The organism is Pseudonocardia sp. T1-2H, from assembly GCF_038039215.1.
GTDB lineage: Bacteria > Actinomycetota > Actinomycetes > Mycobacteriales > Pseudonocardiaceae > Pseudonocardia.
The window spans coordinates 3,988,606-4,001,656 of record NZ_JBBPCL010000001.1; the positions used below are offsets into that span (position 1 = coordinate 3,988,606).

9 protein-coding genes and 1 pseudogene are annotated in these 13,051 nt (G+C 73.9%); all 10 read right to left on the minus strand.

Translation table 11 applies throughout. The features are described 5' to 3' along the window. Positions 1 to 183: 183 nt before the first annotated feature. The 10 genes and pseudogenes from ileS to murC all read right to left on the minus strand — a co-directional run bounded on the left by ileS (position 184) and on the right by murC (position 13,049). The gene (gene ileS, locus WBK50_RS19580; protein ID WP_341336995.1) at positions 184 to 3,333 is read right to left on the minus strand and encodes an isoleucine--tRNA ligase; all 3,150 of its coding nucleotides are present in this window, start codon (positions 3,331 to 3,333) and stop codon (positions 184 to 186) included. 300 nt (positions 3,334 to 3,633) lie between these two features. Next, positions 3,634 to 5,388 carry a hypothetical protein gene (locus tag WBK50_RS19585; RefSeq protein WP_341336996.1) on the minus strand — a complete coding sequence of 585 codons (1,755 nt, stop codon included), beginning with the start codon at positions 5,386 to 5,388 and terminating at the stop codon, positions 3,634 to 3,636. 81 nt (positions 5,389 to 5,469) lie between these two features. Further along, entirely contained in the window at positions 5,470 to 6,348 is an 879-nt protein-coding gene (gene wag31, locus WBK50_RS19590) for a DivIVA-like cell division protein Wag31 (RefSeq protein WP_341336997.1), read from the minus strand. Between the two features lie 46 nt (positions 6,349 to 6,394). Beyond that, the gene (locus WBK50_RS19595) at positions 6,395 to 6,682 is read right to left on the minus strand and encodes a YggT family protein (RefSeq protein ID WP_341336998.1); all 288 of its coding nucleotides are present in this window, start codon (positions 6,680 to 6,682) and stop codon (positions 6,395 to 6,397) included. A 3-nt stretch (positions 6,683 to 6,685) separates the two neighbouring features. Next, on the minus strand, positions 6,686 to 7,402 hold the full coding sequence (locus WBK50_RS19600) for a cell division protein SepF (protein ID WP_341336999.1): 717 nt from the start codon (positions 7,400 to 7,402) through the stop codon (positions 6,686 to 6,688). A gap of 53 nt (positions 7,403 to 7,455) precedes the next feature. After that, positions 7,456 to 8,189: pseudogene (locus WBK50_RS19605) on the minus strand (YggS family pyridoxal phosphate-dependent enzyme). An 80-nt stretch (positions 8,190 to 8,269) separates the two neighbouring features. Then, positions 8,270 to 9,016: a peptidoglycan editing factor PgeF gene (pgeF, locus tag WBK50_RS19610; RefSeq protein ID WP_341337000.1), complete on the minus strand. Its 747-nt coding sequence runs from the start codon at positions 9,014 to 9,016 to the stop codon at positions 8,270 to 8,272. Next, positions 9,013 to 10,482: a cell division protein FtsZ gene (ftsZ, locus tag WBK50_RS19615; protein ID WP_341337001.1), complete on the minus strand. Its 1,470-nt coding sequence runs from the start codon at positions 10,480 to 10,482 to the stop codon at positions 9,013 to 9,015. Before ftsZ ends, pgeF begins: the two co-directional genes overlap by 4 nt. A gap of 210 nt (positions 10,483 to 10,692) precedes the next feature. Then, positions 10,693 to 11,622, minus strand: a complete 930-nt coding sequence (locus WBK50_RS19620; RefSeq protein WP_341337002.1) for a cell division protein FtsQ/DivIB — start codon at positions 11,620 to 11,622, stop codon at positions 10,693 to 10,695. Further along, the gene (murC, locus tag WBK50_RS19625) at positions 11,619 to 13,049 is read right to left on the minus strand and encodes a UDP-N-acetylmuramate--L-alanine ligase (protein ID WP_341337003.1); all 1,431 of its coding nucleotides are present in this window, start codon (positions 13,047 to 13,049) and stop codon (positions 11,619 to 11,621) included. Before murC ends, WBK50_RS19620 begins: the two co-directional genes overlap by 4 nt. Between the last annotated feature and the right edge of the window lie 2 nt (positions 13,050 to 13,051).

The following is a 13,051-nucleotide window of genomic DNA, read 5'->3' on the forward strand; positions in this document are numbered from 1 at the left end:
GGTCCCGGACCGCGACTCGCCCGGCCGGTCCCAGGCCCCGACTCGCCCGGGCTGGGAACGCGACTCGCCCGGTCTGAGACCGCGACTCGCCCGGTCCCAGAGCGCGACTCGCCCGGGCTGGGAACGCGACTCGCCCGGTCCCAGAGCGCGACTCGCCCGGTCTGGGAGCGCGACTCGCGGGTGTCAGGTGCGGGTGACGTGGACCCTGACCTCCGCGGCAGCCGAGTCCGGGGCCGTGACCGAACCGGTGGAGGTCGGCTCCGGGACGGCCGCGTAGGACACCGACGTCGCCAGGACCTCGCCGGACACGAACTTCTCGTGCGTCCGGACGGCCTCGAGCACCGGCTCCGGGCCGTCGAGGACCAGGTCGATCCGGTCCGAGACGTCCAGGCCGGCGTCCCGGCGGGCCTGCTGCACCGCGCGGACGACGTCGCGCGCCGTGCCCTCGGCCGCCAGCTCCGGCGTGACCTCGGTGTCCAGGACGACCAGGCCTGTATTGCCCGGCAGCGCGCTGGTCGAGGCCGGGTCCGCGGACACCAGCTTCTCGGTGAACTCGCCCTCGAGCAGCTGGATGCCGCCCGCGGTCACCGTCCCGTCCGGGTTCGACGTCCAGTCACCGGCCTTCACCGCCCTGATCACCTTCTGCGTGTCCCCGCCGAGCCGCGGACCGCAGGCCCTGGCGTTGACGGCGACCTCGAACCGGCCGTGGCTCGCGACGTCGTCGGTCAGGACGACCTCGCGGACGTTCACCTCGTCCCGCAGGATGTCCGCGAACGGCTCGAGCACCGCGGCGTCCGCGGACGCGACGGTCAGCCGGGCCAGCGGCAGCCGGACGCGCAGCTTGCGCGCCTTGCGCAGGGACAGCGCGGACGACGCGACCTGGCGCACCTGGTCCATGGCCGCGACCAGGGCATCGTCGTGCGGGAGCTCGTCCCGGGCGGGCCAGTCCGCGAGGTGCACGGAACGACCGCCGGTGAGTCCCTTCCAGATGACCTCCATGGTCAGCGGCAGCAGCGGCGCGGCGACGCGCGCGGTCACCTCCAGCACGGTGTGCAGCGTGTCGACGGCGTCGACGTCCCCGTCCCAGAAGCGGTCCCGCGAGCGGCGCACGTACCAGTTGGTGAGCACCTCCGCGTGGTCCCGGATCTGCTCGCAGGCGCCCGCGATGTCGTAGACCTCCATCGCGGCGGTCACCCCGTCGACGAGCGCGGCGGTCTTGGCCAGCACGTACCGGTCCAGCACGTGGGGCGAGTCGGTCCGCGTGATGCCCTTGCGCCCGGCCGCCCCCGCGTAGAGCGACAGGAAGTACCAGGTGTTCCACAGCGGCAGGATCGCCTGCCGGACACCCTCGCGGATGCCCTGCTCGGTGACGACCAGGTTCCCGCCGCGCAGGATCGGGCTCGCCATGAGGAACCACCGCATGGCGTCCGACCCGTCGCGGTCGAAGACCTCGTTGACGTCCGGGTAGTTGCGCAGCGACTTCGACATCTTCTGGCCGTCGTCCCCGAGCACGATCCCGTGGGCCGACACGTTCTCGAACGCCGGGCGGTCGAACAGGGCCGTGGCCAGCACGTGCAGCGTGTAGAACCAGCCGCGGGTCTGGCCGTTGTACTCGACGATGTAGTCGCCCGGGTAGTGGTGGTCGAACCAGTCCGCGTTCTCGAACGGGTAGTGCACCTGGGCGAAGGGCATGGAGCCGGACTCGAACCAGCAGTCCAGCACCTCGGGCACCCGGCGCATGGTCGACTTCCCGGTCGGGTCGTCCGGGTTCGGACGGGTGAGGTCGTCGACGTAGGGCCGGTGCAGGTCCGTCGGGCGCACGCCGAAGTCCCGCTCGAGCTCGTCGAGCGAGCCGTAGACGTCCGTCCGCGGGTAGCGCGGGTCGTCGGACTGCCACACCGGGATCGGGCTGCCCCAGTACCGGTTGCGGGAGATGCCCCAGTCCCGGGCACCCTCCAGCCACTTGCCGAACTGGCCGTGCTTGATGTGCGCGGGCACCCAGTTGATCCGCTCGTTGAGCTCGACCATCCGGTCCCGGAACGCCGTGACCTGCACGAACCACGAGTCGACGGCGCGCTGGATGAGCGCGTTCCCGCATCGCCAGCAGTGCGGGTACGGGTGGTCGTAGGTCTCGTGCCGCAGCAGAACGCCCTGCACGTGCGGCGACCCGTCACGGAGGTCACGGATGATCTTCGGGTTGGCGTCGAAGACCTGCTGCCCGGCGTAGGGCGGCACCTCGACGGTGAACTCGCCGCGCGAGTCCACGGGCACGACGGCCTCGATGCCCGCCGCGTCCGTGACGGCCTTGTCCTCCTCACCGAACGCCGGCGCGATGTGCACCAGGCCGGTGCCGTCCTCGGTGGTGACGTAGTCCGCCTCGAGCACGACGTGCGCGTTCTTCCGGCCGACGAAGAAGTCGAACGGCGGGGTGTAGCTGGTGCCGAGGAGCTCGCGGCCGGTGTAGTGCCGCAGGACCTCCGGCTCCTCCCCCAGCTCACGGGCGTAGGCGGCGACGCGGGCGGCCGCGATCACGTACTTCTCTCCGTTGGCGGCGAGCAGCACGTAGTCGACGTCCGGGTTCACCGCGACGGCGAGGTTGGACGGGAGCGTCCACGGCGTCGTCGTCCAGACCAGGGCGAGGGCGTCGTTCAGCTCCGGGTCCTCCGCGGCGAGGCGCAGGCCGACGGTGACGGCCGGGTCCTGGCGGTCCCGGTAGACGTCGTCCATCTTGGTCTCGGTGGCCGACAGCGGGGTCTCGCAGCGCCAGCAGTACCAGAGCACCCGGAAGCCCGAGTAGACGAGGCCCTGGTCCCACAGCGTCTTGAAGGCCCACATGACGCTTTCCATGTAGTCCAGGTCGAGCGTCTTGTAGTCGTGGTCGAAGTCCACCCAGCGGGCCTGGCGGGTGACGTACTCCCGCCACTCGCCGGTGTAGCGCAGCACGGAGGTGCGGCACGCCTCGTTGAACGCGGCGACGCCCATCTCCTCGATCTCGGACTTGTGCGTGATCCCGAGCTGGCGTTCCGCCTCGACCTCGGCGGGGAGGCCGTGGGTGTCCCAGCCGAACCGGCGCTCGACCCGCTGCCCGCGCATCGTCCGGTAGCGCGGGACGACGTCCTTGACGTAGCCGGTGAGCAGGTGGCCGTAGTGCGGGAGGCCGTTGGCGAAGGGCGGTCCGTCGTAGAAGACGAACTCGTTGGCGCCGTTCTCGCCGGCCGGCCGGGACTCCACGGACGCGACGAACGTGTCGTCGGCCTGCCAGAAGTCCAGGACCTCGCGCTCGAGTGCCGGGAACGACGGGTGCGCCGGGACGGCCGGATAGCTCTCGCTCATGACGGTGGTGCTCCTCGTGCGGCGGAGGGTGCTCATGCCTGCACGGGGACGACGAGACGGATCTCGCCGCGGTACCACCCCGCTTGCCGGGAACTGCTGCTCCAGGCCTCTCGACGACGGCTGTGACGGGCCGATCCCGTCCGGTTCTACTCCCCCGGCCTGGACAGGGGTTTCTTCCGGAGGCTCCCCGGTGATGGCCGGATCGGTGCCTGTGGTGATGCGTGGACTACCTGCTGATGTTAGCGCGGGGCCGCGACCGGTTATTCCGGTGGCCCCGCACCGCCGCCTGCGGCGGTCCGCTCAGCGGACCTCGGCCGAGTGCCGGCGGGCCAGCATCCGGTCCGGGGTGCACCATCCGCACGGGGTGAAGCCGAGCTCGACGGCCTCCCGGGCGGGGATCGGGATGACCGGCCGTCCGGGCAGGGAGCGGCAGCCCGCCAGGTGGTAGCGGGGCTGTTCGTCGATGACGAGGACCTCGTCCGGGAGTTCCGCGACCAGGGCCGCCGCCTCCGCGTTCCGGGGCTCCTCGGGGGCCTCGCCGTCCGGTCCGGCCGGGGGCAGCATGCCGCCCTGCGGCCCGCCGTGGACGCCGTTGCCCTCCTGTGCGCCGCCACGAGGGCCGCGCCCCTCCTGAGCCGGCCCGCCCTGACCTGCGGGAGCCTGACCGGCGGGACCGTGTCCCGGACCGTTCTGACCCGGGGCGTTCTGCCCCGGACCGTTCTGACCGGCGGGGGTCCGCACGACCTGGCCGGGCGGGACCTGGCCGCGTGGGCCCTGGTCCGCGGTGGCCTGGCCTGCAGGCGGGCGGGTCTGGCCGCCCGAAGGGGTGCCCGGTGCGGTCCGGCCCTCCGGTCCCGCGGCCCGGGTCGTGACGGTCGGGCCGTCGATGTCCGCGGGCGCGGCGGTGGGGCTGTCCTCCGTGGGACGGCCGGCGGGCGCGTCCGCGGCGCTAGCCGGCTCCTCGACGGGCGTCCGGCCCTCGGCGGTGCCGCGGCCCTTGGCGCCGTCGGAGAAGCTGGCGAACAGGTCCGCGCCGCCCAGCGACGCACGGTTCGCGGCGGCGGCCGCGGTCGTCGCGGCCTCTTCGTCCGCCGGGGTTCCGGCGGCCGGACGGTCCGGGCTCGACGAGCCGGGCACCGTGGTGTCCGGGGCCGCGCCCTTCGCGTCCGTGGCGAGGCTGTCCCTCCGAGGGTCGCGCGCGGGGTCCGCCGGAGAGCCTGCCGCCTCGGGCGCGTCCGCACCCGTGCCGGCGGCCGTGGGCACGCCGTCGGGCTCCGCCGGTTCCGACTTCTCGTCGGCCTTCCTCGCCGCGGGCGCGAGGGCCGCGCCCGCCGCGACGGCACCGGCGGCGACCCCGGCGACCTTGCCTCCGGAGGTTCCGCGCTCGGCGTCGTCGTCCTCGTCCGCCGCGGAGGCTTCCGAGGTGGGGTCCGAGGCGGCCGGGGCACCCGTGGGAGGCTCCTCGGGCCCACCCGCAGGTGTCTTCGGTGTGTCGCTGTTGGACGGCACGTCGGTCACGCCTCGTGACGAAGATTCACTCGTCCGAGCGTCACCCGTGGCAGCGCCGGACGGTGGGCCCACTGAGCCGGGCGGTTGTACGACCGGCATCACGGTCGTCGCCTCGCTGTCCGCACCGGTGGCGAACACCGACGAGCCCCGGGCCGGGGAGGACGTGTCCGCCCCGTCCGCGGAACCCGCGACCGCGGCCTCGGGGGTTGCGGCCTCGTCGGGCGCCGGCGGCCTGCCCGCGGCCGGAACCGTCGGGAGGACCTCGGTGACCGGCTCGTAGTAGTCCGCAGGAGCCCTGCCGACCGGCGGCGAGCCGGGCGGCGGCGTGGACGGGGCCCGGACGGCCTGCGGTGCGGCCGTGGCCGCGCCGGTCTCCGAACCGGCCTTGACCGCCGAACGCCGGTGCCACCAGTCGACGAGCAGGGACACGGCGGCCGCGACACTCACGGCCACCGACACCCAGGCCCAGATCACGCTGCCCGAGAGCAGCGCGACGACCAGCAGCCCGAAGGCGATCAGGACGAGGATCAGAACCAGCAGCAGCACGATTCACTCCGTGTGCGGCGGTGCGGCACGCCGTGGTGACAGCATGACCGCCCGCCCGCGTCGATCTGACTGTCTGCGGACTCAGCTGCCGGCTTCGGCGCGCTGGCCGTAGCCGGAGGCCGCGTAGCCACCGTTCGTGCCGGACCGGCCGGCGTCGGACGGAGCGGCCGAACCACGACCCTCGAGGTCCCGGAGCTGGGACTCCAGGTACGTCTTGAGCCGGGTGCGGTACTCGCGCTCGAAGGTCCGGAGCTCATCGATCTTCTTCTCCAGCACGGACTTGTCCCGCTGGATGGCACCGATGACCTCGGTCTGCTTGCGCTCGGCGTCGCCGACCAGCGTCGCCGCCTTCTCCCGCGACTGCCGCTCGAGCGTCTCCGCCCGGGTGCGGGCGTCGTTCAGCATGGTCTCGGCACGCGAGCGTGCGTCGTTGACCAGGCCGTCCGACTTGGTGCGGGCGTCGGAGAGCAGCTGCTCGGACTTGGTGCGGGCATCCGCCAGCATCGAGTCCGCCTCGTTCTTGGCCTCGGCGGTGAGCCGGTCGGCCATCTCCTGGGCCAGGCCCAGGACCTTCGCGGCCTGGACGTGGTGGTCGCCACCTCCGGGCTCGGAGTCCGCCATCGCCGGCGCGGGCGCCATGCGCTGCGGCTCCGGGCGCTGCGGGGCGGGCGGCTCGACCGCACGCTGCATCTGCTGCGTGGGCGGGGGCCCGTTCTGGCCCCCCATGCCGCCACCCTGCGGGCGCGACCTGGCCTCCTCGAGGTCGGCCTGGGTGTTGCCCAGGCGTTGCTCGAGCTCGGAAACCTGCTCGCGCAGGTCCTCGTTCTCCTCGATCAGTCTCGCGAGTTCGGCCTCGACGAGGTCGAGGAATGCATCTACCTCGTCCTCGTTGTACCCCCGCTTACCGATCGGGGGCTTGCTGAACGCGACGTTGTGGACGTCAGCGGGCGTCAGCGGCATCGGATCACCTCATGCAGTCCTCGGCGGCAGACCGGGTGACTGGGGCTCACACCGGTCTGGCAATGCTCATCAGTATGAACACCACCAGCAGTAGAACCATAATCGACAAGTCCAGTCCGACGCCTCCGATGCGGACGACGGGAATCACTCTCCGCAACAACTTGACAGGAGGATCGGTCACGGTGAACACGACCTCGAGCGCCACGGCGGTGTGTCCGGCAGGCGCCCACTGACGCGCGAACGAGCGCACGAGTTCGACGACGATCCGGCCCACGAGCAGCAGCCAGAAGAAGAAGAGGACGTAATAGACCAGGAAGAGCACGACGGTCGGCACGACTCAATCCTGACGGAAGAGGCCCCGCTCCGCGAGCTTCCGCGCGTCGTCCGCGGAGACCTCCACGTCGGCCGGGGTGAGAAGGAACACCCGGCTCGTGACCTTGTCGATCGAACCCCGCAGCGCGAAGGCCAGACCTGCGGCGAAGTCCACCAGGCGCTTCGCCGCGGCGTCGTCCAGCTCGGTCAGGTTCATGATCACCGGGACGCCGTCGCGGTAGCGCTCGCCGATCGTCCGGGCCTCGTTGTAGCTGCGCGGCTGCAACGTCGTGATGCGCGCCAGGGCGGCCGCGCCGCGGTCCCGCTGCTCGGGGACCGGAGCCGCCGCGGGGACCCGCTCGACGGGCCGGAGGACCTCCCGGGCCGCGGGCTCGCGGACGGAGTCCGGATCGACCGCGAGGGCGCCACGGACCGCCGGTGGGGTGGGCAGGGACATCCCTCCGGAGCCACGGACGGGCTCCCGGTCCCGCGCCGACCGGACGGGCTCGCGCGCCGACCGGCGGCTCCAGTCCGTGCCGAAACGGCCGTCGACGTCCTCGGGGGACTCCGTCCGGCCGCTTCCGTACTCGTCGTAGTCGCCGTAGCGGTCGTCCGGATCGGCCCAACGGTCGTCCCGGCGGGAACGGCGGGGCTCCGGGAACGCCTCGGGGTCCTCGGCGTAGTCCATCTCCTCGGCGGGAACCATGCCGAAGTAGGCCTTGAGCCGGTACATCGCGCCCATCGCGCGCTCCCCTCGTCGACGCCTCACCCCCGCTGCAGCCCCCGCGTAGGCGATCACCGCGAGGTTAACGCCCGCTCCCCCACAAGGGCCGTTCCGACACGCACCACCGTCGATCCGTGACGGATCGCGACGTCCAGGTCACCGCTCATCCCGGCCGAGCTGCGCGGGCCCCGGGGTGCTCGGCGCGCAGCCGGGCGGCCGCGGCGGCGATCGCGGCGAACGCCCGGTCCGGCTCGGATCCCAGCGGGGCCACGGCCATCAGGCCCCGCAGATCGAGCCCTGGCAGACCCGCGACGTGCGACGCGAGCTCCAGCAGCCCGTCGTCGGCCACTCCCCCGCGGGCCGGGTCACCGTCCACGCTGTACTGGATCAGGACCGGCAGGACCGGCTCGGCGCGGCTGCCGTCGTCGTGCGCCTTGCGGGTCGCGGCGTCCACCGCGTTCGCCAACCGGGCCGAGTCGACCGTCTCCAGCCGCGTCACCCACGGGACCACCACACGTGCCTTGTTCCGCTGGAGGTTGCCGACGAAATGCCAGCGCGGCTGGGCCTCCGGCCGGAGCCCGGCGACCGCCGCCACCTTCGCCGACGCCTCCTGGGCGCGGTTCTCGCCGAACGCGTCGAGCCCGAGGTCGATCAGCGTCGCGACGTCCGCGGCCGGGATGGTCTTGGTCACGGCGAGGAGCGCGACCTCCGCCGGGTCCCGCCCGGCCGCGGCGCACGCCTCGGCGATCCGGGCCCGCACGTCCGTCAGCCGGCGTCGGAGGTCCGCCCGCCGCTCGTCACTCACGTTCTCCACCTGCACGCGACGACCCTACGGTCGTGCGCGGAAATCCTTGACCCGGCAGGGTCGTCCGCGCACGGGCGGCGTCAGCCGCGGTCGAGCCAGACGACCCCGCCGAGGCGGCCGGTCTTGCCCTCGCGGCGGTGGCTGTAGAGGTTCCGGTCCTCCATCGTGCAGCGCGGGTCCCCGGCGATCCTGGTGACGCCGAGCCCGAGGAGCTGACGGATGAGGCCCGCCCGGAGGTCGAGGCCGGGGTTGCCGTTGCGGGTCCGGGACGCGCTGCCGGGCAGTTGCCGGTCCACCTCGGTGCGCATCGCGGCCGGGACCTCGTAGCAGAGCCCGCAGACGGCCGGGCCGAGGAGGACCTCGATGTGGTCGCGCTGCGCGCCGAGCGCCTCCATCGCCTCGACGGCGGCGGGCACGACGCCCGCGGCGGCCCCGACCCGTCCCGCGTGGGCCGCGCCGACGACCCCGGCGACCGGATCACCGAGCAGGACCGGCACGCAGTCCGCCGCGAGGACGACGAGCCCGAGGCCCGGCGTCGCGGTGACGACCGCGTCGGTGTTGGGGATGTCAGGCGCGTCCGGGCGGGGCGGCGTCTCGACCGTCGCGACCCGGGTGCCGTGGACCTGGTTCAGGAAGACGGCGCCCTTCAACCCCAGCTCCACGACGAGCCGGCCCCGGTTGAGCCGGACCGCGCCGGGGTCGTCGCCGACGGAGCGGGACAGGTTGAAGGAGCGGAAGTGCCCTGTCGAGCGCCCGCCCGCGCGGGTGGTGACCACCCGGCGGATGCGCGCCCCGGTCGCCGGAGCGGAGGGGGTTGACTCGCTCACCGACGCATGAACGGCGGCACGTCGACGTCGTCGTCGAGGTCCTCGACCGGCTTCGCCGCGGCCGGTGCCGAGGACGACGAGTAGCCGGCGGACGACCCGAGGCCCGCCTGCGGGGCGGCGGCCTCACCGAGGCCCCGCGAGGCCTGCGCGCCGGCGCCGTCCTGCGTCGTCTCCGGGACGCGCGGGGCCGGGGGCGAGTAGCTCCCGCTCGACGCGACCGGGGCGGCGGGCGGCAGGGTCCCGCTCTGGTTCGGCGACTGCGGGTGCGGCTGCGGGCTCGGGGCCTGCGGGGCCGGCTGCGACGAGTACTGCGGGGCCTGCGGCTGCGGGGCCGGCGCCGCGTACTGCGTCGTCGCCTGCTGCGGCGCCGCCGGGGCGGCGCCGGACGCGGAGTACGCGCCGGTCCCGTTGCTCCCGGAGCCGTTCGACGAGGGCTGCGGGGACGACCGGACGCCCGACGAGCCGTCCGTCGACTCCCCCGACCGGAAGGCCGCGGGCTCCAGCTTCTTGTGCGTCGGTGTCCCGCCCTCGAACCCGGCGGCGATCACCGTGATCCGGACCTCGTCGCCGAGCGAGTCGTCGATCACGGTGCCGAAGATGATGTTGGCCTCGGGGTGCGCGGCCTCCTGGACCAGCGACGCGGCCTCGTTGATCTCGAACAGGCCGAGGTCCGAGCCGCCCGCGATCGACAGCAGGACGCCCTGCGCGCCGTCCATGGACGCCTCGAGGAGGGGTGAGTTGATCGCCTTGCCGGCCGCCTGGACGGCCCGGCCCTCACCACGGGCACTGCCGATCCCCATCAGCGCGCTGCCCGCCCCCGACATGACGGACTTGACGTCCGCGAAGTCGAGGTTGATCAGGCCCGGGGTGGTGATCAGGTTCGTGATGCCCTGGACACCGGAGAGGAGGACCTCGTCCGCCGAGCGGAACGCGTCCATCAGGGACACGCCGACGTCACCGAGCTGCAGGAGGCGATCGTTCGGAATCACTATCAACGTGTCGCACTCGTTGCGCAGGCCGGTGATCCCGTCCTCGGCCTGGCCGGCGCGCCGGCGGCCCTCGAACGTGAACGGCCGCGTGACGACACCGATGGTGAGCGCGCCGAGCTTGCGCGCGATGGAGGCGACGACCGGCGCGCCACCGGTCCCGGTGCCACCGCCCTCGCCCGCGGTCACGAAGACCATGTCGGCCCCCTTGAGGACCTCCTCGATCTCCTCGCGGTGGTCCTCGGCGGCCTTGCGCCCGACGTCCGGGTTCGCCCCGGCGCCGAGGCCCCGGGTGAGCTCGCGTCCGATGTCCAGCTTGACGTCGGCGTCCGACATGAGCAGGGCCTGGGCGTCGGTGTTCACCGCGATGAACTCGACCCCCTTGAGGCCGACCTCGATCATCCGGTTGACGGCGTTCACGCCGCCGCCACCGATGCCGACGACCTTGATCACGGCCAGGTAGTTGTGCGGGGGCGTCATGGGGGGCACCTTCCGTCTCGCTCGGGTTCCGGTCTCGAATCAGCTCCGGTCTGCCCGGGCCGTACGGGTCGAACGCTAGGTCCCGCGTCCACCATGGTCCAGCAGGCGCGCCGCACGTAGGCAACAGCCCGACCGGGTGTTCCTCGACGCGACCCCTCCCGGTGTGACCGCTGGGTGACCGGTGACGGACGGAGGGTGAGTAACGCCGCGTCAGCGCTGGACGGTCGGCAGCTCGGGGCTGGCGACGTCGTAGACGGACCCGGACTCGGTCAGCAACGGCACGAGGACCGCGGACTTGCGGGCCCCGTCGTCCGCCGTGCCCCACCTGACCCGCCGGTCCTCGGTGAGCCCGAGCTGCACGGTCGGGTCCTCCCCGTTGACCCCCGCCGTGACGCCCACGGTGAGGACCTGTGCGCGCAGCTGTTCCGGCAGCGCGGCCAGCACGGCGAGGGCGGAGCGGGTGGACTCGTCGTCCGGGCCCACGGCGCCGAAGGTGAGCCGCGGCAACGCCGGCGGCACGGCGGGGGCCTGGCGGTAGGGGACCCCGGTGGCGTCGACGAGCGTGAGGCCCTTCGGGGTCTGTGCCAGCGCGACCGCCACCCGTTCGGTGACCGCGATCCCGACGGTGTGCGGCCAGTTCCGGCTGACCTCCACGGACGCGACGTCCGGCAGCTGCGCCACCCGGTGCGCCACGGCGGCGGTGTCCACCGACGCGAGCGGAACCCCGGTCTCGACGGCGGCGGCGTCCGTGACCTGCTGGACGCCGGCGGGCAGGACGCCCGTGACCTCGACCCCCTCGACGTCCGCGAGCCCCGCCCGGTAGAGCAGCGCCCAGCCGCCCGCGGCGAGGGCCCCGAGCAGCACGACGATCGCGATGAGTGCGGCCGTCATCCGGCGGAGCCGGATCCGGGCCGCGGTCACCGCCGCGGCGGAGGTCGCCGACGCCGGGAGGGCGGCGGCGGCCGCACGCTCGCGCGCGATCTTCTCGACGCGAGCCCGTTTCGCCCGTTCCGCCGCCGTCGGCGACGCGGCCTCGGCACCCTTCCGGGCCCCGTCCCGCGCCTTCCGCCGGCCGGCGGGGGCCGCGGACCGCGCCGGCGTCCCGCGGGACCCCGACCGCCGGTCCACGGGCCTGGTCACGCCGTCCCGCCCGCCCGTTCCAGCTCGAGCAGGACCTCCGGCCCGAGCACCGTCACGTCGCCCGCGCCCATGGTGAGCACCAGGTCACCCGGGCGGGCCAGCCCGGCCAGCACGCGCGGGACGTCCGACCAGCCCGGCACGAAGTGCACGCGCTCGGCCGGGAGCCGGACGTGGTCCGCGACGAGCTTGCCGGTCACGCCGGGTTCGGGGTCCTCGCGGGCGCCGTAGACGTCCAGCACCACGACCTCGTCCGCCAGGGCCAGGGCCTCGCCGAAGGCGCTCGCGAAGGTGCGCGTGCGGGAGTAGAGGTGCGGCTGGAACGCGACGAGCACCCGGCCGCGGCGGCCCTGCTCGACGCCGAACACCTCGCGGGCCGCCCGCAGCGTGGCCGCGACCTCGGTGGGGTGGTGGGCGTAGTCGTCGTAGACCGCGACGCCGCCGGCCCGACCCTTGTACTCGAAGCGGCGCTGGACGCCGTCGAACGCGGCCAGGCCCGCCAGCATCCCGTCCACCGGGGCACCGAGCTCGATCCCCGCCAGCAGCGCGGCCAGCGCGTTGAGGGCCATGTGCTCGCCGGGGACGGCGAGCCGCACCGGCAGTTCGACGCCGCGGTGCCGGGCCCGCGCAAGGGAGCCGCTGCCCTCCGGCCGGAAGTCCAGCAGCACGACGTCCGACCCGCCGGTGGCGCTGCGGCCGTAGCGGCGCACGGTGATCCCGCGGGCCTCCGCGGACCGGGCGAGCTCCTCGGCCCCGGGATCGTCCGCGCAGGTCACGAGCACGCCACCGGGGGTGATCCGGCCGATGAAGGCCTCGAACACGGCGCGGTAGGTCGCCTCGTCTCCGTGGTGGTCCAGGTGGTCCGGCTCCACGTTGGTGACGACGGCGACGGACGGCGCGAACGCGGTGAACGACCCGTCGCTCTCGTCCGCCTCGACGACGAACGCCTCGCCCGCGCCGTGGTGCGCGCCGGAGCCGCTGGCGGTGAGGTCCCCGCCGATCGCGAACGACGGGTCCAGGCCGCAGTGCTGCAGGCCGACGGTGAGCATCGAGGTGGTGGAGGTCTTGCCGTGGGTGCCCGCGATCGCGGCGACCCTGCGGCCGTCCGTCAGCGCCGCGAGCGCCTCGGCCCGGTGCACGACGGTGAGGCCGCGCTCGCGGGCCGCGGCCAGCTCCGGGTTCGACTCGCGGATCGCCGTCGACACCACGACCGTGGGCGGCCCGCCGAGCAGGTCCAGGTTCGCCGCGGCGTGCCCGACCTCGATGACGGCGCCGAGGGCGCGCAGGGCGAGCACGGTGCGGGAGTCCTTGGCGTCCGACCCTGAGACGGCGACGCCGCGCGCCAGCAGGATGCGGGCGATCCCGCTCATCCCGGCCCCGCCGATCCCGACGAGGTGGACGTGTTTCCCGAGGCCGTCCGTGTCGCTCATCG